Annotated in this window: 20 protein-coding genes and 1 pseudogene; 7 read left to right on the top strand and 14 right to left on the bottom strand. The window is 63.2% G+C overall.

All coding sequences use genetic code 11. The features are described from left to right. Positions 1-60: 60 nt before the first annotated feature. From folD to BHD07_RS02360, 5 genes are read right to left on the bottom strand one after another with little or no spacing between them, the layout of a single operon-like run. Complete coding sequence (gene folD / locus BHD07_RS02340; RefSeq protein ID WP_100669958.1) at positions 61-981, bottom strand: bifunctional methylenetetrahydrofolate dehydrogenase/methenyltetrahydrofolate cyclohydrolase FolD; 921 nt, start codon at positions 979-981, stop codon at positions 61-63. Between the two features lie 22 nt (positions 982-1003). Beyond that, positions 1004-1537: a sarcosine oxidase subunit gamma family protein gene (locus BHD07_RS02345; RefSeq protein ID WP_100669957.1), complete on the bottom strand. Its 534-nt coding sequence runs from the start codon at positions 1535-1537 to the stop codon at positions 1004-1006. Continuing rightward, positions 1530-4493: a sarcosine oxidase subunit alpha gene (locus BHD07_RS02350; protein WP_338277450.1), complete on the bottom strand. Its 2964-nt coding sequence runs from the start codon at positions 4491-4493 to the stop codon at positions 1530-1532. Before BHD07_RS02350 ends, BHD07_RS02345 begins: the two co-directional genes overlap by 8 nt. After that, positions 4490-4768, bottom strand: a complete 279-nt coding sequence (locus tag BHD07_RS02355) for a sarcosine oxidase subunit delta family protein (protein WP_100669955.1) — start codon at positions 4766-4768, stop codon at positions 4490-4492. The genes BHD07_RS02350 and BHD07_RS02355 overlap by 4 nt, the downstream gene beginning before the upstream one ends. A 25-nt stretch (positions 4769-4793) precedes the next feature. Then, positions 4794-6044, bottom strand: coding sequence for a sarcosine oxidase subunit beta (locus tag BHD07_RS02360; protein WP_275597055.1), 1251 nt, complete (start codon positions 6042-6044; stop codon positions 4794-4796). A 94-nt stretch (positions 6045-6138) separates the two neighbouring features. On the opposite strand from BHD07_RS02360, the gene BHD07_RS02365 reads away from it, so the two are divergent. The 5 genes from BHD07_RS02365 (at position 6139) to glnT (ending at position 11581) form a co-directional block, all read left to right on the top strand. Continuing rightward, complete coding sequence (locus tag BHD07_RS02365) at positions 6139-7113, top strand: GlxA family transcriptional regulator (RefSeq protein WP_338277453.1); 975 nt, start codon at positions 6139-6141, stop codon at positions 7111-7113. A gap of 107 nt (positions 7114-7220) precedes the next feature. Next, positions 7221-8126: a class II glutamine amidotransferase gene (locus tag BHD07_RS02370; RefSeq protein ID WP_100669953.1), complete on the top strand. Its 906-nt coding sequence runs from the start codon at positions 7221-7223 to the stop codon at positions 8124-8126. 36 nt (positions 8127-8162) lie between these two features. After that, positions 8163-8849 carry a GXGXG domain-containing protein gene (locus BHD07_RS02375; protein ID WP_018099597.1) on the top strand — a complete coding sequence of 229 codons (687 nt, stop codon included), beginning with the start codon at positions 8163-8165 and terminating at the stop codon, positions 8847-8849. A gap of 14 nt (positions 8850-8863) precedes the next feature. After that, on the top strand, positions 8864-10192 hold the full coding sequence (locus BHD07_RS02380) for an FMN-binding glutamate synthase family protein (protein WP_018099596.1): 1329 nt from the start codon (positions 8864-8866) through the stop codon (positions 10190-10192). 81 nt (positions 10193-10273) lie between these two features. Further along, positions 10274-11581: a type III glutamate--ammonia ligase gene (gene glnT / locus BHD07_RS02385; RefSeq protein ID WP_018099595.1), complete on the top strand. Its 1308-nt coding sequence runs from the start codon at positions 10274-10276 to the stop codon at positions 11579-11581. Positions 11582-11694: 113 nt separating this feature from the next. Here the strand turns inward: glnT and BHD07_RS02390 are convergent, their stop codons facing one another. The 6 genes and pseudogenes from BHD07_RS02390 to BHD07_RS02415 form a co-directional block, all read right to left on the bottom strand. Further along, entirely contained in the window at positions 11695-11958 is a 264-nt protein-coding gene (locus tag BHD07_RS02390) for a hypothetical protein (protein WP_100669952.1), read from the bottom strand. Between the two features lie 27 nt (positions 11959-11985). Further along, positions 11986-12727 (bottom strand): annotated as a pseudogene (locus tag BHD07_RS02395) (hypothetical protein); the annotation flags it as partial. Between the two features lie 139 nt (positions 12728-12866). Further along, a complete protein-coding gene (locus BHD07_RS02400; RefSeq protein WP_018099594.1) occupies positions 12867-14264 on the bottom strand; it encodes an APC family permease in 1398 nt (465 codons plus the stop codon). A gap of 14 nt (positions 14265-14278) precedes the next feature. After that, entirely contained in the window at positions 14279-14440 is a 162-nt protein-coding gene (locus BHD07_RS02405; RefSeq protein WP_003532521.1) for a hypothetical protein, read from the bottom strand. 13 nt (positions 14441-14453) lie between these two features. Beyond that, positions 14454-14837 (bottom strand): hypothetical protein, encoded by a 384-nt coding sequence (locus BHD07_RS02410; RefSeq protein ID WP_100669950.1) that lies wholly within the window; start codon positions 14835-14837, stop codon positions 14454-14456. A gap of 8 nt (positions 14838-14845) precedes the next feature. Beyond that, positions 14846-15163, bottom strand: a complete 318-nt coding sequence (locus BHD07_RS02415) for a hypothetical protein (RefSeq protein WP_100669949.1) — start codon at positions 15161-15163, stop codon at positions 14846-14848. Positions 15164-15551: 388 nt separating this feature from the next. Between BHD07_RS02415 and BHD07_RS02420 the strand changes: the two genes are divergently transcribed. Together BHD07_RS02420 and purU are read left to right on the top strand one after the other, a co-directional pair. After that, the gene (locus BHD07_RS02420; RefSeq protein WP_100669948.1) at positions 15552-16286 is read left to right on the top strand and encodes a helix-turn-helix domain-containing protein; all 735 of its coding nucleotides are present in this window, start codon (positions 15552-15554) and stop codon (positions 16284-16286) included. Between the two features lie 194 nt (positions 16287-16480). Beyond that, positions 16481-17365, top strand: coding sequence for a formyltetrahydrofolate deformylase (purU, locus tag BHD07_RS02425; protein ID WP_338279298.1), 885 nt, complete (start codon positions 16481-16483; stop codon positions 17363-17365). Between the two features lie 155 nt (positions 17366-17520). On the opposite strand, the gene BHD07_RS02430 is transcribed toward purU, so the two are convergent. From BHD07_RS02430 to araD, 3 genes are all read right to left on the bottom strand, one after another. Further along, on the bottom strand, positions 17521-19974 hold the full coding sequence (locus BHD07_RS02430) for a phosphoketolase family protein (protein WP_338277467.1): 2454 nt from the start codon (positions 19972-19974) through the stop codon (positions 17521-17523). 138 nt (positions 19975-20112) lie between these two features. Beyond that, positions 20113-20898 (bottom strand): NAD-dependent epimerase/dehydratase family protein, encoded by a 786-nt coding sequence (locus BHD07_RS02435; protein ID WP_100669946.1) that lies wholly within the window; start codon positions 20896-20898, stop codon positions 20113-20115. A 63-nt stretch (positions 20899-20961) separates the two neighbouring features. After that, positions 20962-22686 carry an L-arabinonate dehydratase gene (araD, locus tag BHD07_RS02440; RefSeq protein ID WP_100669945.1) on the bottom strand — a complete coding sequence of 575 codons (1725 nt, stop codon included), beginning with the start codon at positions 22684-22686 and terminating at the stop codon, positions 20962-20964. Between the last annotated feature and the right edge of the window lie 31 nt (positions 22687-22717).

A 22717-nucleotide genomic window follows, 5' to 3' on the forward strand; every position in this document is an offset into this window, starting at 1 on the left:
TCGTCGAAGGATTTACACCGCTCGGTGGGACCGTATTGATCGACGGTACTGGGCGCGGGCTCAGCCGGATATCAGCTTCGAGAGCTGGTCGGACACCTTCAGGCCGGACGCTCTGTGAGCTGCAATCACGCTGTTGGCCATTAACATGGCGATGGTCATCGGCCCGACGCCGCCGGGGACCGGCGTAATAGCCGATGCAAAAGGTGCGCACTCCGCGAAGGCGACGTCGCCGACCAGCCTCGTCCTGTTCTCCCCCTTCTCAGGTGCGGGAACACGATTGATCCCGACATCGATGACGGTGGCGCCCGGCTTCAACCAGTCCGCTTTGACCATCTCGGGCCGGCCGACCGCAGCGATCACGATATCGGCGTTGCGGCAGATCGAAGCCAGATCGGTGGTGCGGGAATGGGCGATCGTTACGGTCGCATTGGCATTCAGCAGCAGCTGTGCCATCGGCTTGCCGAAGAGATTCGAACGACCGATGACCAGCGCATTCAGGCCGGAAAGATCGCGACCGTGTACGCGGCGCACAAAGACCATCGCGCCTGCCGGGGTGCAGGAGATCAAGCCGTTCTCCAGATCGCCGGTTGCGAGCTTTCCGGCATTGGCGACATGCAGGCCGTCGACGTCCTTTTCGGGCCGGATCGACTGAATGATGGCATCTGCGTCCAGATGTTCCGGCAAGGGCAGTTGCACGAGAATGCCATGGATGCAGTCATCGCCGTTCAGTTGATGCAGCAGGTCCGCAAGCTCCTGCTGCGTCGTTTCCTTCGGCAGCGTATGCTGGACCGAAAAGAAGCCGCACGCCTTGGCCATGCGGCTTTTTGCGCCGACATAGGCATGACTTGCGGGATCGTCGCCGACGATAATGACGGCAAGTCCGGTTTTCTTGCCCGTCTGCTGCTGCAGCTCGGCATTTGCGTCTTTTATCGCGCCGTTGATGGAAGCCGCTACGGCCTTGCCGTCGATGATCGTCGCCATGTTCGCTATCCGACAGTGGGGTTCAGCCAAATTCCAGGCCCATTCGGGCAAGGTCGTCCCAAAGACTCTCTGCAAAGCCGCGCAGCACGATGATCTCGAAGGTTTCCGCTCCGACGCGGGTGACATGGGCCGCGATATGGCCGATCAGCGTCACCGCGCACTGCCCGATCGGGAACGCGGACGGATCGAGGTCGAGCGCCGTGCCTTTCGAAAGCGCGCGATGCGCCATCTTTCCCTCGATCCGGATGCGGACGCGGCCGTGGCTCTGATCGACACCGGTGGCGCGCGGTTCGAGGGCGGCAAAGAGGCTCTTCATTTCCTGATGCGGGATAGGTGCGTCGCTGATGATGAACCACTGGTCGGGCGAAACCGGGCGCAAAGCGTGCGGAGCCGCGTCGGTGAACCTGCCGAGAAAGGGCACGATGTCCTCCTGACCCGGCCGGGCGAGAACATGGATGATCGTGCCTTCCGGAAGTGGCGAGAGCCTGAAATCGGCGAAAGCGACCGTCTGCTTGCTGCCGAGCGCCGGGCGAAGGGTTGGACGGAATTCAGACATGGAGCCTCTCGTTCTGAGGGTCGAAGAAAACCGGATTGCAGAGACGTGCAGGCGTGGATTCTCCGTGAAGGCCGCTCCAGACCAGCACCTCTTCGCCGTGACGGTTGCGGCCGTTCTTGACGAGCGCCAGCGCGATGGTGGATCCGACATGCGGAGAATAGGCGCTGGAGGTGACATAGCCCTCGTCGTTTTCGAGGGTGGCTGCCGCCCCCTTGGCGAGAATGTGCGAGCCGCTGCGGAACGACTGCAGCGGATCGAGCGGTACGAGGCCCACCAGCTGCGGCCGGTCGGGCGCAGTCAGCCCCTCCCGCTGAAGCATCGCCTTGCCGACGAAATCCGGTTTGCTGGCCGAAACCATTTTCCCGAAGCCCAGATCGGCCGGCACGACGGTCCCGTTGATCTCGTTGTGCGTCACATGGCCCTTTTCGATGCGCAGAACGCTGAGCGTCTCGACGCCGTAAGGCATGATGCCGTGATCCTTCCCCGCCTCCAGGAGTGCATCGGCGACGCTTTCCCCGTAGCCGGCCGGAACCGCAAGTTCGTAGGCGAGCTCGCCGGAGAAGGAAATGCGAAAGAGGCAGCCGTGAAGGGCGCCGCCAAACAGCGAAACCTCCTTCGCTGCAAGATACGGAAACGCCGCGTCGGATATATCCTCGTCGACGATCTTCTGCAGGATCATGCGTGCTTTCGGACCGGCAATCGCCATTTGCGCCCAGTGGTCGGTGATGGAGGCAAGACGCACGTCCAGTTCCGGCCAGAGCACCTGCGCACAGAATTCGAGGTGGTTCATGACGCCGGCCGCATAGGCGGTGGTGGTCGTCATGAAAAAGCGGTTCTCCTCGAGTCGGCTCGTCGTGCCGTCGTCGTAGATGAAGCCGTCCTCGCGCAGCATGAGCCCGTAACGCGCCTTTCCGACGGGCAGTTTGAGGAAGGCGTTGCAGTATACGCGATTGAGAAATTCGGCGGCGTCGCTTCCCGTTATCTCGATCTTGCCGAGCATCGAGACGTCACAGAGTCCGGCATTCTTCCGTACGTTCAGGACCTCTCGCTCGACGCTCTCCCGCCAGGTCCGCTCACCGTTCAGCGGGAACCAGGAGGATCGATACCAGAGACCCGTCTCGACGAAGACGGCACCGTGTTTCTTTGCCCAGTCATGAAGCGGCGACTTGCGGACCGGCTGGAAATGATGGCCCGTATGCGCGCCGGTCAGCGCACCGAAGGATACCGGCGTGTAGAAAGGGCGGAAGGTCGTCGTCCCGACCTCGGCGGGCGAGACGCCGCGTGCCTTGGCGATCAACCCGATCGCATTGACGTTCGAGAGCTTGCCCTGGTCCGTGGCCATGCCGGTGGTGGTGTAGCGCTTGGCAAGCTCGACATGGCTGTAGCCTTCGCGGACGGCCAGACCGATATCCCTGAGATGCACGTCGTTCTGGAAGTCGACGAAGGCCTTGTCCTTGACCCCGGGGATCGACCACAGCGGGGTAGGGGAATGTCTGCCTTCGTCGCCCTCGACCTTGGGAAGGGCGACCGGCGGGCAGGGCAGACCGAACTCCTTGACGATGGCTTCAGCTCGTGCGGCGCCTTCCCCGAGGCAGGCAGCGAGGCCCGTCGTCGCTGCGGCACCGCCTGCAGCCTCGAGCCCCTTCAAGCTCCCGGGCGCGAGAAACGCCGCCTTTTCCGCAGACCAGACGGGCTTGCCGCCTCGGTGGCAGGCAAGGTGGATGACCGGGTCGAAGCCGCCCGCCATGGCGAGCGCATCGACCGCGATCGTTTCCGTTCGACCGCCGTGATGAACTTCGATCGCCGAGATCGCCTTGCCGCCCTTGGTGCCGCACACGACCGCTTCCCGGACGAGGCGCGCTTTGCCGCGATAGCCGACGCCGGCCGCAGGGCGGCTGTCGACGATGGCGACAACGTCGACGCCTGCGGCTTCGAGGTCCTGCGCGAGCGCATAGCCGCTGTCGTTGGTGGTGAAGATGGCGGTCGCCCGGCCCGGGGCGACGCCGTAGCGGTTGAGATAGGCGCGCATCGCGCCTGCCATCATCACGCCCGGCCGATCGTTGCCGCCGAAGACGAGCGGGCGCTCTTCGGCACCTGTCGCAAGCAGGGCCTTTCCGGCAACGATCCGCCACAGCCTCTCGACGGGCAGATGGCTGGCGGGCTCCCGCACATGCTTCTGCACGCGCTCGACCGCGCCGAAGACGTTGCCGTCATACCAGCCGAAGGCGGTCGTCCGCATCAGGACCCGGACATTCGGCATCGACCGCAATTCGTCGCTTGCGTCGCGGGCGAAATCAGCCGCCGCCTTGCCGCCGATCGTCGCTGTATCGGACAGGAGCGAGCCGCCGGGCAGCGAGCCCTCGTCGACGAGAATGATCCGTGCGCCGGCGCGGCCGGCGGTAAGTGCAGCGGCCAGCCCCGTCGGGCCGGCGCCGATGACCAGCAGGTCGCAATGCGCCCAGCTCTTCTCATAGGCGTCGGGATCCGCTTCGTAGCTTGCCTTGCCGAGGCCGGCAGCCTTGCGGATGACCGGTTCGTAGAGCTTCTCCCAGAGCGGCGCCGGCCACATGAAAGTCTTGTAGTAGAAGCCGGCGCCGAGGAAGGGTGACAGTAGACCGTTCAGCGCACCGATATCGAAGTCGAGCGAGGGCCAGCGGTTCTGGCTCCGCGCCTCGAGGCCCTCGTAGAGCTCCTGCATGGTGGCGCGCGTGTTCGGCTCGGCGCGGCCGCCGCGGCCAACCGTGACCAGCGCGTTCGGTTCGGCGGCCCCCGCCGTCAGGATCCCGCGGGGCCGGTGGTATTTGAAGCTGCGGCCGACGAGCATCCGCCCGTTCGCAAGCAATGCCGAAGCGAGCGTGTCGCCTTCGAGGCCCTGCAGGGGGCGACCGTCGAAGGTAAAGGAGAGCGGGGCGTTGCGGTCGACGAGACCGCGTTTCGGCAAACGGTAGGAGCTCATTTGCGCGCCTCCGATCGAGAGCGGTCGGCCGCATGGTCGCACGCCGCAATCTCATGCGTCACGGTGTCCCGGGCAACGACGAGCCAGCGGCGGCACCCGGACGTGTGGTGCCAGTATTCCTCGTAGGCGCCGCGCGGGTTGTCGCGCAGATAGACGTAGTCGAACCAATCGGCCGGTTCCGCGTCAGCCGCCGGTCGCGACAGGGCCGCGCCCTTGATGGTGAATTCTTCCTTGGGTCTTCGCCCGCAATTCGGGCAGGGCACGAGGCTTGCCATTTCGGATGTTCCTTGGTGCGCGAAATCAGTGAAGGTTGGGCTGAGCGCCCTGTCCCTTTTCGTCGATGAGGAAGCCGCGCTCGAAACGGTCGAGACGAAAAGCTGCGGCGGTCTTCTGTGGCGCGCCCCGGGCGAGAAGGTGGGCGAAGCAGAATCCCGAGGCGGGAGTGGCCTTGAACCCTCCATAGCACCAGCCGGCATTCAGGTAGAGATTGTCTATCGGGGTGCGGTCGATGATCGGCGAGCCGTCCATGCTCATATCCATGATGCCGCCCCAGGAACGCAGCACGCGCACACGGGACAAGGCCGGGATCATCGCCTTGCCGGCTTCCGCCACGTGTTCCACGGTCGCGAGGTTGCCGCGCTGGGCATAGGAATTGTAGCCGTCGATATCGCCACCGAAGACCAGGCCGCCCTTGTCCGATTGCGAGACGTAGAAATGCCCGGCGCCGAACGTGACCACGCCGTCGATGAACGGCTTCAGGCCTTCCGATACGAAGGCCTGGAGCACGTGGCTCTCCAACGGCAGGCGCAGTCCGGCCATTTCGGCGACCTGCGAGGAATTGCCTGCCGCCGCCAGCGCCAGCTTTCCACAGCCGACGAAGCCGCGGTTGGTCTCGACGCCGATGACGCGCCCGTTTTCCCGCCTGATCCCGGTCACTTCGCAATTCTGGATGATGTCGACGCCGCGGCTGTCTGCGCCGCGAGCATAGCCCCAGGCGACGGCATCGTGACGCACGGTGCCGCCGCGGCGCTGCAGGAGCCCGCCCTGAATGGGGAAGCGGGCATTGTCGAAATCGAGGAAGGGCAGCATCTTGCGCACGGCCGCCCGGTCGAGAAGGTCCGCGTCCACCCCGTGCAGCCGCATCGCATTGCCGCGCCGCGTATAGGCGTCGCGCTGAGCGTCGGAATGGAAGAGGTTGAGAACGCCCCGCTGCGAGACCATGGCATTGAAGTTGAAATCCTGCTCCAGCCCCTCCCAGAGCTTCATGGAGAGCTCGTAGAACGGATTGTTGCCGGGGAGCAGGTAGTTCGAGCGGATGATGGTCGTGTTGCGGCCGACATTGCCCGAACCGATATAGTTCTTTTCCAGCACCGCGACATTGGCGATGCCGAATTCCTTTGCGAGATAGTAGGCCGTCGCCAGGCCATGGCCACCGCCGCCGACGATGATCACGTCGTAATGGGGCTTCGGGTCGGGCTGGCGCCATGCCGGCGTCCAGTTCCGGTTGCCGCGCAGACCGTTCAGGAGGATGGAAAGTGCTGAGTAGCGCATGGATGCCGCCCCAAAAGTAATCCAAGGGGGCAGGTTAACATCCCGATCCTCCGGAGACTTGCAATTTTGGGACTTTCCGATGTAGGAATCGGTCATGACAGCATCTTCCGACAGCAAGAACGTGCAGAGGATCGGATTTTTGCTGGTGCGCAATTTTGCCCTGATGAGCTACGCGTCGGCGACGGAGCCCCTGCGTGCGGCCAATCTTCTTGCCGGCCGGCCGCTCTACCAGATCGTCCCGCTTGCGCAGGGAGGAGGGACCGTCTCTTCATCCTCCGGGCTGTCGGTCGGCTGTGCGGATCTGGAGAGTGAAGCGGAAGCCTGCCATACCGTCTTCGTTTGCGCGGGCGGAGAGCCAACCGACTGGGCGGATACGTCTGCATCCCACACGACGCTCCGGCGGCTCTCGCGCCTCGGTATTCGCGTCGGCGGCATATCGAGCGGAGCCTTCGTGCTCGCCGCTGCGGGACTGCTCGACAACCGCGACTTCACCATTCACTGGGAGCACGCGCCTGCGCTGAAGGAAGCATTTCCCCATCTCAACCCGAGACATGCGCGCTTCGTGCTGGACGGTGGAATTGCCACCTGCGGCGGCGGGGTGGCGCCGCTCGACATGATGCATGCGATGATCGCCGAACGCCTGGGAACCGACTTTGCCCGCCGGGTCAGCGACTGGTATCTGCACGCGGCCGTCGCCGAGCCGGCGGCGCCGCAGCGCGGTTCGGCCGCAGAGCGGTTCGGTACCAATCATCCCGCCCTGCTTGCGGTTCTCGAGAAGATGGAAACGGCGATCGAACGGCCGCTCGACCGGACCGCCATGGCGCGTCTCGCCGGGGTGAGCCCGCGGCATCTCGACCGGCTTTTCAGGGAGCATCGCGGTGCCGGCTTTCTCGACACCTACCGGGAGATCCGGCTGCGGCACGCCCGCCGGCTCCTGCAGCAGAGCCCGCTCTCCATCCCGGAGATCGCCTACGCCACGGGCTTTTCGAGCCCCGCACATTTTTCGAATGCGTTCAAACGCCTGTTTTCGGAGACTCCGGGAAGCCTGCGCCGCCGCAACGGTTCATGAGCTGACGCTTCTGATATTGCCTAGTAAGAAAAAAATATTCTCCACAGTTGATGGTCCCGCGGCTGCGTGCTAGCATCGTTCCATGCACGAATGGAGGGACTACGCGAATGTGCGGCATTGTTGGTTTGTTTCTGAAAGACAGCAGGCTCGAGCCGCAGCTTGGCGAGCTTCTTTCGGACATGTTGATCACCATGACGGACCGTGGTCCGGACTCGGCCGGGCTGGCCATTTACGGCTCGGCTACCGAGGGGAAGGCGAAGGTGACGATCCAGTCTGCGAAGCCCGAGATTGACTTCGCAGACCTTGAACGGGACCTCGCCGAAGCAGGCGTGCCGGCACGCGTTGCCGTCAAGAGCACCCATGCGGTCGTTGGGATCGCAGCCGCCAGGCTCGCGGATGTCCGTGCCGTTCTCGCCGCGATCCGTCCGGATGTACGCATCATGGGCGCCGGCGACAGTGTCGAGATCTACAAGGAAGTCGGCCTGCCGAAGGATGTCGTCGCACGGTTCGATGTGCGCTCGATGGGCGGTTCGCATGGCATCGGCCACACCCGAATGGCTACGGAATCGGCCGTGACCACACTTGGCGCACACCCGTTTTCCACCGGGTCGGATCAGTGCCTCGTGCATAACGGATCGTTGTCGAACCATAACAATCTGCGCCGGGAACTGATCCGTGAAGGAATAGCCTTCGAGACGCAGAACGACACGGAGGTCGCTGCCGCGTACCTGACGGCGGAAATGGCCAAGGGCAAGGATCTCGGACAGGCCCTGACCGGCGCGCTCGAGGACCTCGACGGTTTCTTTACCTTCGTCGTCGGTACCAAGTCGGGCTTCGGCGTCGTGCGTGACCCGATCGCGTGCAAGCCGGCGGTCATGGCTGAAACGGATCGCTATGTCGCATTCGGTTCCGAATACCGGGCGCTGGTCAATTTGCCGGATATCGAGAGCGCGCGCATCTGGGAGCCGGAGCCCGCGACCGTTTACTTCTGGGACCATCAGAAGGCCGCCTGACGGGTATTTCGGCCCCTTTCCAAGGATTTTTCAAGTATGCCTGTTATTGATCTCGCCACCACGCCGCTGCGTGAACTCAATAGGTCCCTCCATAATATTCAGCAGGGCTCGAACGATCTGTCCTTCGAAGTCGCCAATCCGCGCGGAAGCCATGCGGTCGCTGTCGGGATCGACGGTCCCGTCGTGGTCGATGTGAACGGCTCCGTCGGCTACTATTGCGCCGGCATGAACGACGGCGGAACGGTCACGGTCCATGGCTCGGCAGGCCCGGGTGTCGCGGAAAACATGATGTCCGGCACAGTCGTCATCGAGGGCGATGCCAGCCAGTATGCGGGCGCGACCGGCCGCGGCGGCCTGCTCGTGATAAAGGGCAACGCGGCGTCGCGCTGCGGCATCTCGATGAAAGGCATCGATATCGTCGTCCATGGAAATATCGGCCATATGTCGGCTTTCATGGGCCAGTCGGGCCACCTCGTCGTGCTCGGCGACGCGGGCGATGCCTTGGGTGACAGCCTCTACGAGGCCAAGCTCTTCGTACGCGGCACGGTCAAGAGTCTCGGCGCCGATTGCATCGAGAAGGAGATGCGTCCGGAACATCTGCAAAAGCTGGCCGAGCTCCTGGAAAAGGCCGATGTCAAGGATGTCCGTCCGGAAGAGTTCAAGCGCTACGGCTCGGCCCGCAAGCTCTACAATTTCAACATCGACAACGCAGACGCGTATTAAAGGCAGGGACCAGTATGAGCTATCACAACCCCTATACCCCGCCGCGCAAGTCCGCGACTTTCGACGACTATACGCTTGCGGAAATCCGCCGTGCGGCTGCGACGGGCATTTATGACATCAGAGGCGCCGGCACCAAGCGCAAGGTTCCGCATTTCGACGATCTTCTCTTTCTCGGCGCGTCGATCTCGCGCTATCCGCTCGAAGGCTATCGCGAGAAGTGCGACACCTCGGTCGTCCTGGGAACGCGCTTCGCGAAGAAGCCGATCCATCTGAAGATTCCGATCACCATCGCCGGCATGAGCTTCGGAGCGCTTTCCGGCCCCGCCAAGGAAGCACTCGGACGCGGTGCGACGGCTTCGGGAACGTCGACCACCACCGGCGACGGAGGTATGACGGATGAGGAGCGCGGTCATTCTCAGACGCTCGTCTATCAGTATCTGCCGTCGCGTTACGGCATGAACCCGAGGGATCTGCGCCGCGCGGATGCGATCGAGGTGGTGGTCGGGCAAGGGGCCAAGCCCGGTGGCGGCGGCATGCTGCTCGGCCAGAAGATTTCCGACAGGGTCGCCAACATGCGCAACCTGCCGAAGGGCATCGACCAGCGCTCGGCCTGCCGTCATCCCGATTGGACCGGGCCGGACGATCTCGAGATCAAAATTCTCGAACTGCGCGAGATCACCGACTGGGAGAAGCCGATCTACGTCAAGGTCGGCGGTGCGCGGCCCTATTACGACACGGCGCTCGCGGTCAAAGCCGGTGCGGATGTCGTCGTGCTCGACGGCATGCAGGGCGGGACCGCGGCGACGCAGGACGTCTTCATCGAGAATGTCGGCATGCCGACGCTTGCCTGCATTCGGCCGGCCGTCCAGGCGCTCCAGGATCTCGGCATGCACCGCAAGGTACAGCTCGTCGTGTCCGGGGGTATCCGCTCCGGCGCGGACGTCGCCAAGGCGCTGGCACTTGGAGCCGACGCGGTGGCCATCGGCACCGCGGCGTTGGTCGCCATCGGCGACAACGACCCGCACTGGGAAGAAGAATACCAGAAGCTCGGCACGACGGCCGGCGCCTATGACGACTGGCACGAGGGCAAGGACCCCGCCGGCATCACGACGCAGGACCCCGAACTGATGAAGCGCCTCGACCCGGTCGCCGCCGGCCGGCGGCTGGCCAACTATCTGAAGGTGATGACGCTCGAAGCACAGACCATCGCCCGTGCCTGCGGCAAGAACCACCTCCACAATCTCGAGCCGGAGGATCTGTGCGCGCTGACGATGGAAGCCGCAGCCATGGCCCAGGTGCCGCTTGCGGGAACGAGCTGGTATCCTGGCAAAGGTACCTTTTGAATGAAAGGGTTAAGGGCCGCACTTGAGAGGGTGCGGCCCTTTCGTTTGAAATTGAGTGTCGGAATCCAAAAGGGGAACAAAGTGACACTGGATCTCTCCACATTCGCCCGGGAAAAGGGCGTCAAATATTTCATGATCAGCTACACCGATCTCTTCGGCGGGCAGCGCGCCAAACTGGTTCCCGCAGAGGCGATCGCCGACATGCAGAAGGGCGGCGCGGGCTTCGCAGGCTTTGCCACCTGGTTCGATCTCACGCCTGCACATCCCGATCTCTTCGCTCTCCCCGATGCGTCCGCGGCCATCCAACTCCCCTGGAAGAAGGATGTCGCCTGGGTGGCGGCAGACTGCGTCATGGACGACGCGCCCGTGGAACAGGCACCGCGCGTGGTGCTGAAGAAGCTCGTCGCTCAGGCCGCCCAGGAAGGTCTTCGCGTCAAGACCGGCGTCGAACCGGAGTTCTTCCTGATCTCTCCGGACGGATCGAAGATTTCCGACACGTTCGATACGGCGGAAAAGCCTTGCTATGACCAGCAGGCGATCATGCGCCGCTACGACGTGATCGCCGAAATCTGCGACTACATGCTGGAACTCGGATGGAAGCCCTACCAGAACGACCATGAGGATGCGAACGGCCAGTTCGAGATGAACTGGGAGTATGACGACGCGCTCCGGACCGCCGACAAGCATTCCTTTTTCAAGTTCATGGTGAAGTCGGTCGCCGAGAAGCACGGGCTGCGCGCGACCTTCATGCCGAAGCCGTTCAAGGGTCTGACGGGCAACGGTTGCCATTGCCACATTTCGGTCTGGGATCTGGAAGGCGAGGTGAATGCCTTTGCCGACAGCAAAGCGGAGTTCGGCCTTTCAGCCGAGGGACGCCACTTCCTGGGCGGCATCATGAAACATGCAAGCGCGCTCGCCGCGGTTACCAATCCGACGGTCAACTCCTACAAGCGGATCAACGCGCCGCGCACGATCTCCGGCGCAACCTGGGCGCCAAATTCGGTGACCTGGACCGGCAACAACCGCACCCACATGGTGCGCGTTCCCGGCCCCGGCCGTTTCGAGCTGCGCCTTCCGGACGGCGCCGTCAATCCCTACCTCCTGCAGGCGATCATCATTGCGGCCGGCCTTTCGGGCGTTCGCTCCAAGGCCGATCCCGGCCGTCACTACGACATCGACATGTACAAGGACGGCCATAAGGTAACCGACGCGCCGAAGCTTCCGCTGAACCTGCTCGACGCATTGCGGGAATACAATCGGGACGAGGAGCTGCAGGAGGCCCTGGGACGCGAGTTCTCCGCCGCCTATCTGAAGCTGAAACAGGGCGAGTGGAACACCTATTGCTCGCAATTCACCGAATGGGAGCACCAGACCACGCTCGACGTGTAGCACCAGGGCTTTTCCGTCAGCTTGAAAGAACCGGATCGTTTCGTTGTTGAAAGACAGTCAAACGATCTTGGAAACGCCTCGACCGACGTCCCGGCCGTGAGCTGCAGGTCGCTTCAGCTCTTCCGGGCCATCACCGTGCGGATGCGCGCACGGCGGTAAGCGTCGGGGATCGAAAGGGCCCAGACGAAAATGCCGCCTGCATGCCGCCCGATGAAGGAGCGGTCCGGTGGCGTCGTCATGTAGGTGATCACCGAAAAGAAAACGACGAAAAAAGCGAAGGCCAGGCCCCGAGCCGCATCGCGCAGGGCGACATGGCCGGCCCCGGGCAGCATCGTGGCCAATATCAGCACGAGATAGGGATTGATCGGCTTGGCCACGGCGGCCTCCTCAGCACTTTGAAACTGCGCACTCCCGGTCCGAAAACCGCTGAATACCTTCTGGAATCGCTCCCGCCGACGGCGGCAGCGAATAAGCAGGCTCATCGTCCGCCAGCGAGCCGCTCAGGGCCTCTGCTTCGGCGATCGTCCGGCGTATCGTCTCGGGCGCAATGGCCGTGATTGAAAACCGCGCCTGCCGCAGCAGCAGATGGGCGCCGCGTTGCCCCTGAGCCGCCTGGCGGACCAGCCGCACGCCGCGTGAAGTAATCGCGGCCTCCTTGAGCGTGAGATCGGCGAACAGCTTGCCGAACATGGCTGCGGCGCGTTCGACCTGCCGACGCGAAGCATTGCCGTCGCCGCGCATCAGGAGGGCGGCGTCGCTGGGCGGCGGGATCAACAGATGCGGCATCTCGTGCACGAGCGAGTAGAATTCGGCGCCGGTCGGCCGCGCCAGCGCACCGATCTTCGGCCTGGCACAGGGGCTGGTTTCGAGCAGGGTGAGCTTCAGCCACAGTTGCGGCAATCGTCGGCAGACCAGCGTGTCGGGGACGAGTTCGACCCGTACCTGCCGCCCGTCGTCCAGCCTGCCGGCGAGGATCGGAAAGTGATCTGCGCCGTGGGTTATGCGGGCTCCCGGAAAACGCCGCGCCGCGTCGTCCAGGAGGCCGCGGCGCGCGGTAATGGCCGCCCGATGGTCGCGGACCGCGCGAACGCTCATCCATACGCCGGAAGCTATTGCGAAGGCAGAGAAGGCAATTGTGGTGATCATACGATCGCCCTGGCTTGGTCGCCGGCTTCTGCGCGGGAAGCGCTCCGGACAGTTTCGTGAGGGTGGGCGGCGCGCGCCGAACGGGCAGTGCGCGCCCCTTGAAGGCCGGCGGCTCGCAGGCGCCGCCGGCCCGACCCGATCAATAGCCTTGTGGCTTTGGCCACGGCATCGTGAACTGATCGCCGCGGCGTACGAACTTGTAGCGCCGGAAGTGAAACCACAGCGAAGCCACGATGTAGAAGCACATCATCGCGCTGAGCTGCGTGCCGTAGCCCAGGAACACGGCGAAATAGGCGGTCGAGCACAGAATGAGCAGCACGACCGTGGGTAAAGGATGAAACGGGTGCACGTAGCCGCGCTTGATCTTGCCGAGCGGCCACTTGTTTCGGAACATCACCATGTTGAAGGTCATGAAGGTGTAGCCGAGCAGGCCCGACAGGATCGAGAAGGTCACGACCTGGTCGAGCGGGGCGCCGAGCGCGAAGATAAGCGCGATCGGGACCAGGAATACGATCGCTCGATAGGGCGTGCGGTAGACCGGATGGACGGCACCGAACCAGCTTGGCAGATAACGGTCACGGCTCATGGAGAACCAGGCGCGGGAAGCGTCATTGATGCAGCCGTTGGCGGAGGCGAGCGTGGCGAACGCCGTGCCGACGAAGAGCAGAACCATCAGTCCGGTGCTGCCGGTGACGCGGGCGGCGTCGAACAAAGGCGTGCCGGCCTGGCCGAGATATTCCCACGGCATCAGGCCGGAGCAGATATACCAGGTCATGGTGGCCGCGATCAGCAGCGTCATGATGCCGGCCATCGTGCCGTAGGGAAGCGAGCGCGCAGGAGAGCGCACCTCCTCGGCCGCCTGGCAGGTACCCTCGATACCGAGATAGTACCAGAGCCCGAAATGCAGCGATGCCACGATGCCCACCCAGCCATAGGGTAGCGGATCGGAGGTGATGGCCGAAAAATCGAGCGGCACCGCCGAGGCGCCGAACTGCACCGATACGAACAACGCCACGATTGCAAGGAAGGCGATGGCGGTGATCACCAGGTTGAAGGTCAGGGTCGCGAGCACGCCGCGATAGTTGAGCCACGCCAGGAACATGATGGCGAGAACGATGAAGGGTTGCTGGTTGAGCCCGGCCTGGCCCTGCATTCCGGCCACGGTGTCGAGCAGGAAGCCGACGGTGATGGCGTTGGCGGCTTCGAGCATGGTATAGGCCATCACAAGGAAGAGGCCGACATTGAAGGCCATCAAAGGGCCGACGATGTGCTTGGCCTGAGCGTACTGGCCGCCGGCCGCGGCGACCGTCGAAGTCACTTCCGAGTCGATCATGGCGACGCAGGTGTAGAGCAGGCCGGCCACCCAGCAGGCCAACAGGCCGGCGATCATGCCGCCTTTGCCCACTGAGAAATTCCAGCCCATATATTCGCCGACGAGCACGATGCCGACGCCGAGTGCCCAGACGTGCGCAGGCCCGAGCACCCTCAGCAGGCGCAGCCGGTCCGGCTCGGCTACGGCGGATGTAGTATCGTCCATTTGCCGTCCTCCCCTCAGATCTCGTGGCGCTCTGCCGTCGCCTCGATCTCGCCTTCGCGAGAGGAGATCAGCAGTTCGTTGTCGTACGTGGTGTCGATGCGAACGAGATCGGCGAGCATCAGCACGCCGAACAGCGCCGAAAGCGCCCAGGCCGCGTATTCGAGTATGTCCCACATGGCCGCCGCCTCCCTAGCGTCGTTTCGTGCCGAAGCGTTCTTCGATCACTTCGCGGTACTCCCTGTCGGAAAGCCGGACCACCATCACGAAGTAACCGATGACGAGCACGGCCATGACGACGAGCGAGGCCCAACTGAAGCTATAGTCGAAGCGCGCGGTGATGATGTCGTTGGCGGCCGCCGGATCGGTGATGCCGAGCGCGGCCCACTGCTGCTGCTCGGTGGCGTTCTGGCCGAGCGCTTCCCAGGTCGGATCGGCGATCGGATCGGGCACCTTGGCCGCGCCCGCAAGGCCAAGATAGAGCGGTATGTAGAGGGCTCCGATGGTCAGCACCAGCAACGTGATCACGTCGAAGATCTGGCCTGCAAAGCTCTGTTTCGGAGGTTCGTATGCCATGATACCTCCTAACGGCTTTGCGGGCGCATCTCGTCGAGATGCTTGAGATCGAGGCTGTAGATGAAGTGCTTGTCTTCTTCGTAATGGCGCAGCATGGCAATGATGGCGGCTGTGTTGAAGAGCAGCACCAGGCCGCAGGCGACCGTCAGGATGACGGCGATGGCCGGCGTTGCGATGTAGGGCCAAACGGTAAACAGCGCGAAGAGCAGGGTGCACCAGAGGACCACGACGAAGGCCGTAAGGCAGACACGGTCACGTCTGTGCATTGCATCGATACGCTGGCTGAAGCTCGCATCTTCGCCAAGCTTGCTTAGTGTCGCTTCCATTCGCTTTCCTCCTCCAATGGTTCTTCCTCCGGGTAGTTTTTCGTTCCTTATAATTTCGGTGCCGGGAGCCGGCCTTTTTCTGCTTAGAAAAAATATTTGCCTAACAGGAATGTCAGGCAAAGCGAGACCACTGTCAAGTGACGCCGTCCCGACCGAGCCGGGCCCGGGCGATCGAGCGACAGTGAGGCGGGGGGCCGATGGACGCGCGGGCGCATTCCAGCGTGTTCGCGGTCACGCCCCGTTACGCGCAACACATCGCCGGAGCAGGCATAGGCTGCAGCGAGAGTTGATCTTCTACTCAGGGCAGAATACTTCCTCGGCCGCGCGCTTATGGCGTTGTGGAAGACCCAGAAATATTTACTATCAGTAAAAACAAGGCGAGATCGGCATGGGCAGGGAAAACGCGGAAAAGCATCGGAACTCGAAGAAGAACGGCAAGGCGTCCGTGGGCGCCGACGGCGCGCGCAAGACGGCGGCAGAGTTGGCGCGTGTCACGCCGCTTACTCAGGATCCGCATGCCATCCGCGATACTCGTGAAAAGGTGCTGGAAGTCGCGATCGGTCATGAGGTGCGTGCCTTCCGCAAGAAGCTCGGCATTACAGTAGCCGACGTCGCCTCCGCGACCGATATTTCGGTCGGCATGCTGTCGAAGATCGAGAATGGCAACACATCGCCGTCGCTCACGACTTTGCAGACGCTGTCCCGGGCACTCGGCGTGCCGATCACCGCCTTCTTCCGCCGTTTCGAGGAGGAGCATAGCGCCGTGTTCGTCAAAGCGGGGGAGGGCGTCGACGTCGAGCGGCGCGGCACCCGCGCCGGCCACCAGTACAACCTCCTCGGCCATATCGGATCGAACACCTCCGGCGTCGTCGTCGAGCCTTATCTCATCACGCTGACCGAAGACTCGGACGTCTTTCCGACGTTTCAACACGATGGTCTGGAGTTCCTCTACATGCTGGAAGGCGAGGTGGTTTACCGGCATGGCAACAATCTTTACCGCATGACTCCGGGGGATAGCCTGTTCTTCGACGCCGACGCGCCGCACGGGCCGGAAGAACTGACCACGCTGCCGATCCGGTATCTGTCGATCATTTCCTATCCGCGCGGCCGCGGAGAGGACTGAGGAAAGCTTCTGCTCATCCTTTTCGCCTACGCGCGATTTCCCGCCAAGCTGCGAAAGCAAAAGTTGCCTCAGGAGAAATATATATTCCTGAAGATTGATTCCATCGATCTGCTCTGGTAGCAATTTGCGGCGTCGGCAACAGGGATGGATCGACACCCGTGCGCGCTACCAACGGCGAGGGGAGAGAAATGAAGATGCAGAATTTCGTTCTGACCGTATCCTGCAAGTCGACGCGCGGCGTGGTTGCGGCGCTATCGGGATATCTGGCCGAGCAGGGCTGCAATATCGCCGACAGCTCGCAGTTCGACGATCTGGGTACCGGCAAGTTCTTCATGCGCACCAGCTTCATCTCGGAGGAGCGGGTTGGCCTTGCGGCTCTCAAGGAAGGGCTGAAACCGATTGCCTCGAAGTTCGAGATGGAGACGGCGCTCCACGAACAGTCCGAGCGCATGAAGGTGTTGCTCATGGTGTCGCGCTTCGGCCATTGCCTGAACGATCTTCTCTACCGCTGGAAGATCGGCGCCTTGCCGATCGACATCGTCGGGGTCGTCTCCAACCACGTCGACTACCAGAAGGTGGTCGTCAACCACGACATTCCCTTCCACTGCATCAAGGTGACGAAGGAGAACAAGCCCAAGGCCGAAGCCCAGCTGATGGACGTCGTCGAGCAGACCGGCGCCGAGCTGATCGTTCTTGCCCGCTACATGCAGGTGCTTTCCGATGCGCTCTGCAAGAAGATGTCGGGGAAGATCATCAACATCCACCACTCCTTCCTGCCCTCGTTCAAGGGGGCGAACCCCTATAAACAGGCCTATGAGCGCGGCGTGAAGCTGATCGGCGCGACGGCCCATTACGTCACCGCCGATCTCGACGAGGGTCCGATCATCGAGCAGGATATCGCCCGCATCACCCATGCGCAGTCGGCCGAGGATTACGTCTCGATCGGCCGCGACGTCGAAAGCCAGGTGCTGGCCCGCGCCGTGCACGCCCATATCCACCACCGCTGCTTCATCAACGGCAACCGCGTCGTCGTCTTCCCGCCGAGCCCGGGTTCCTACGCGTCGGAACGGATGGGCTGAGGCCGATAGAGGCCGAGACCGGCTTGCTCCAACCCGCCATTACCGCCCATCGCATCAGAGGCACGCTCTGCATCGGACCCGTGATCGAAACATGGAAAAAGGCCCGCTTCGGCGGGCCTTTCGTGATCGTATGTCCGGCCGCGGAAGTGGGTCTTTCAGACATTGTCGCCTTCGGTCGATGTTCCCTGTGCCGTGCCGGCGCTGCCGGCGCCCCATTTCCAGCCACTGATCGACGGCATGTCCTCGCCGTATTTTTCGATATGGTGCCTGTGGTCGATCAGCCGCTCGTGGATCGCCTGCTTGAAATATGCGGCGCGGGCGCCGAATTGCGGCAGCCGGTCGATGACGTCCTCGACCAGATGGAACCGATCCAGATGGTTGAGCACCACCATGTCGAAGGGCGTCGTCGTCGTCCCCTCTTCCTTGTAGCCGCGGACATGCAGATTGGCATGGTTCGTACGGCGATAGGTGAGGCGGTGGATCAGCCAGGGATAGCCATGGAAGGCGAAGATGATCGGCTTGTCCTTGGTGAACAGGGCGTCGAAGTCGCGGTCCGGCAGGCCGTGCGGGTGCTCCCCCGACGGCTGCAGCTTCATCAGATTGACGACGTTGATCACCCGTACCTTCAATTCCGGCAGGTGCTCGCGCAGCAATTGCACTGCGGCGAGCGTCTCCAGCGTCGGAACATCGCCGCAGCATGCCATGACCACGTCCGGCTCGCAGCCCTTGTCGTTGCTTGCCCATTCCCAGATGCCGAGGCCTTCGGTGCAATGCTTCACCGCCTGGTCCATGGTTAGCCATTGCGGAGAGGGCTGTTTGCCGGCAACGACGACGTTGATGTAGTTGCGGCTCCTCAGGCAATGGTCCGTCACCGACAGCAGCGTATTGGCGTCCGGCGGCAGATAGACGCGGATGATGTCCGCCTTCTTGTTGACCACGTGGTCGATGAAGCCGGGATCTTGATGGCTGAAGCCGTTATGGTCCTGGCGCCAGACATGCGAGCTCAGGAAATAGTTCAAGGAAGCGATCGGGCGCCGCCACGGGATTTCGTTGCAGACCTTCAGCCATTTGGCGTGCTGGTTGAACATCGAGTCGATGATGTGAATGAAGGCTTCGTAGCAGGAAAAGAAGCCGTGGCGTCCGGTAAGCAGATAGCCTTCGAGCCAGCCCTGGCATTGATGCTCGCTCAGGACCTCCATCAGCCGCCCGTGCGGCGACAAATGGTCGTCTTCCGGATAGATGTCCGCCATGAAACAGCGATCCGTGACTTCGAGCACGTCCTGCCAGCGGTTCGAATTGTTTTCGTCCGGACTGAACAGGCGGAAGTTCCCGGACTTCAGGTTGAGCTTCATCACGTCGCGCAGATAGCTGCCCATCACGCGGGCCGACTCGGCCGTGGCCGTTCCGGGGCTCTGAACCGAAACCGCATAATCGCGGAAGTCGGGCATCTTCAGGTCGCGCAGCAACAGCCCGCCATTGGCATGCGGATTGTCGCTCATCCGGCGGCGGCCCGTTGGGGCAAGCTCCGCCAGTTCCGCCGTCAGCCGCCCTTCACCGTCGAAAAGCTCCTCCGGCCGATAGCTCTTCATCCAGCCTTCGAGGATGCGGACATGCTCCGGCTTGTCCATGTCCCCCATCGGCACCTGATGCGATCGCCAGTAACCCTCGCATTTCTTGCCGTCGATTTCGGCCGGGCAGGTCCAGCCCTTGGGTGTGCGGAAGACGATCATGGGCCAGGCAGGGCGTTTCAGATTGCCGTTGACCCGGGCGTCGGTCTGAATGCGCCTGATATCGGCAAGCGCGCTATCGAGCGCGCCCGCCAACTGCTGGTGCACGTCTGCGGGGTCATGACCTTCGACGAAAAGCGGCGCATAGCCCATGCCCTCGAAGAACTTCTGCAGCTCCTCTCTGGGAATGCGTGCGAGAAAGCAGGGATTGGCGATCTTGTATCCGTTGAGGTGCAGGATGGGCAGGACGCACCCGTCGCGCGCCGGGTTCAGGAACTTGTTGCCGTGCCAGCCGGTCGCGAGCGGACCCGTTTCGGCTTCCCCGTCGCCCACGACGCAGGCGACGATCAGCTCCGGATTGTCGAAGGCGGCACCGTAGGCATGGCTCAACGCGTAGCCGAGCTCGCCGCCCTCGTGAATGCTGCCAGGCGTTTCCGGCGCGACATGGCTCGGGATGCCGCCGGGGAAGCTGAACTGCTTGAACAGCTTCCGCAGGCCCTCGGCGTCCTGGCTGATGTCCGGATAGACCTCGCTATAGGTGCCCTCCAGATAGGCGTGGGCGACGAGCGAGGGCCCGCCATGCCCGGGCCCGATGACATACATCATCTCGAGATCGTCGCGCTTGATCACCCGGTTCAGGTGGACATAGAGCATGTTCAGGCCCGGCGACGTACCCCAATGGCCGAGAAGCCGCGGTTTGATGTGCTCCCGCTTCAGCGGCTCGCGGAGAAGCGGGTTGTCGAGCAGGTAGATCTGGCCGACGGAGAGATAGTTCGACGCCCGCCAGTAGGCGTCCATCCGCTGAAGTTCATCTGCGGAGAGCGGATTGGCGGATAATGGATCATGGCCGGAAACGTCACCTGCCGTCCTGGGGGAAGTCATGTATTCCTCCTGAAGCGAGAGCTCGGATAGCGACGGCGCAACGAGCTGCCGAAGCTGCCGCTGCAGAATCTATGGCGGTGCGGCGTCAGGGCAATGCCGAGCAGCGGCGGGGATGGAGAACCGTGCGGAACCAGTTGCCTAACCCGGCAGCTTCGCCGCCGCATGACGCCCGCCCTGATAGCGCACGCCGTCCGAAGGCGCCTCCTCACGCTCTTCAATCGCGTGCCGGTAAGGTTCGCTGCTGTCCTGCGGGCGCCAGCCGAGGAAATCCGCATGTCCGTTTGACCACCAGACGTCGCGGTTGGCGGAGACGCCGTAGAGCACCAGATGGCCGATTTTCGGGGCATCGAGAAGCCTGCGCACAAGCGCCAGGAAGTCGCGCGGGCTCAGCCAGGTGGAGAGCATGCGGCGGTTCGTGGGTTCGGCAAAGCAGCTGCCGATCCTGAGGCAGGCGGTTTCCATGCCGTATTTGTCGAAATAGAGCCGGGAAAGATCCTCGCCGAAGCACTTGCTCACGCCGTAAAGGCTGTCCGGCCGCCGCGGCGACAGATCGTCGAGCGTCTCGCCGACGGGATGGAAGCCGGTCACATGATTGGTGCTCGCAAAGAGAACGCGGTTCACGCCGGCCTTTCGCGCCGCCTCGTAGAGATTGTAGGTGCCGAGGATGTTGGCCTGAAGAAGAGCGTCGAAGTCGGACTCCACCGAGATCGCACCGAGATGCAGGATCGCATCGCAGCCGCGCACGAGTCGGTCGACCGCCTCGCGCTCGGCGAGGTCGCAATGCACGACTTCCTCGCCTTCTCCGGCGGGAGAAAGCGTGGCGACATCCGAAAGGCGCAGAACATCGGCGCAGCCCTTCAGTCCCTCGCGGGCATAGCGGCCGAGGCCGCCTGCGGCCCCGGTTATCAATAGTCGCGTCGTCATGCGTACAACCTGCTTCGCACGGATCGTGATGACTTCGGCTCCAATGACCAGTCGTCACGGTGATCAATGAATCTCGGGTTCGGGCAGCTTATGGGGCGATTGCAGGAAGGTGAAGTCGCAGCCTTCCGGTGCCTGCTGGATATTCTCCGCATGCATCTTCAGATAGCCCCTCGAATAATCGCGCTCCGGCGGCCTCCATTCGGCGAGCCGGCGTTCGATCTCGGCCTGGTCGACCTCGAGCGTGATCGTGCGGCGATCGACGTCGAGCGCGATGATGTCGCCGTTGCGGACCGCTGCCAGCGGGCCGCCGACATAGGCCTCCGGCGCCACGTGGAGGATGCAGGCGCCGTAGCTGGTGCCGCTCATCCGGGCGTCGGAAATGCGCACCATGTCGCGCACGCCCTCTTTCAAAAGCTTCTTCGGGATCGGCAGCATGCCCCATTCCGGCATGCCCGGTCCCCCGACCGGCCCGGCATTGCGCAGGATCATCACCGTGTCGGCTGTGACGTCGAGATCCTCGTCGTTCACCGCTCTCATCATAGCGTCGTAATCGTCGAAGACGAGGGCCGGGCCGCGGTGTTCGAGCAGGGCAGGGTCGGCGGCCGCGGGCTTCATCACGCAGCCCTGCGGCGCGAGGTTGCCTTTGAGAATTGCCGTGCCGCCGCGCGCGGCCACCGGCCTGTCCAGCGGGCGGATCACCTCCGGCAGATGGACCTCGGCCTCGTCGAGAGCGCCGCCGATCGTGCCGATCACATTGCGTTCTCCGGTATGCAGGAGCGGCTTCAATTGTTTCCAGAGCGCGATCAGACCGCCGGCATAGTAGAAGTCCTCCATCAGGAATTCACCGGTCGGCCGGATGTTGCAGAGAACGGGGACTTGGGCCGATACGCGGTCGAAATCATCGAGCGTCAGAGGAACGCCGCAGCGCCGCGCGATCGCGATAAGATGGATCATCGCATTGGTCGAGCCGGCCATCGCCATGTGCACCGCGAGCGCATTCTCGAATGCCTTCGCCGTCATGATGTCGGACGGCTTCAGGTCCTCGAAGACCATCTCGACGATGCGCGCGCCGGAAAGCGCGGCCATTCGCGCATGGCCGGCATCCGCCGCGGGGATGGCGGAGGCGCCGGGCAGGGAAAGCCCCAGCGTGTCGGCCAGCGCCGTCATGGTCGAGGCCGTGCCCATCGTCATGCAGGTGCCGAAGGAGCGGGCGATACCGCGCTCCATTTCGCTCCATTCGTTCTCGGTGATGCGGCCGGCTTCCTTTTCCGCCCAGTATTTCCAGACGTCCGATCCGGAACCCAGCATCCGGCCGCGATAATTGCCGCGCAGCATCGGCCCGGCCGGCACGAAGATCGTCGGCAGGTCGACCTGGATCGCTCCCATGATCGTTCCCGGCGTGGTCTTGTCGCAGCCGGCAAGCAGTACGACGCCGTCGACCGGATGCGAGCGGATGAGCTCCTCCACCTCCATCGCCAGGAAGTTGCGGTAGAGCATCGTCGTCGGCTTCACATAGGTCTCTGCCAGCGACATGGCCGGCAGCTCGATCGGGAAGCCGCCCGCCTGCCAGACGCCGCGCTTGACCTCCTCCGCCCGAGTCCTCAGATGCGCGTGGCACGGATTGATGTCGCTCCAGGTATTGATGATCGCGATGACGGGCTTGTTTGCGAGTTCCGCATGGTCGTAGCCCATCTGATAAAGGCGGGATCTGTGACCGAAGGCGCGAAGGTCCTTGACGCCGAACCAGCGAAAGCTTCGAAATTCCTCCGGCTTCTTGCGCCCGGTCATCGGCAGCCTCCTTTGCATTTGCGGGTGGGTC

The organism is Sinorhizobium sp. KGO-5, from assembly GCF_036245905.1.
Taxonomy (GTDB): domain Bacteria; phylum Pseudomonadota; class Alphaproteobacteria; order Rhizobiales; family Rhizobiaceae; genus Sinorhizobium; species Sinorhizobium meliloti_A.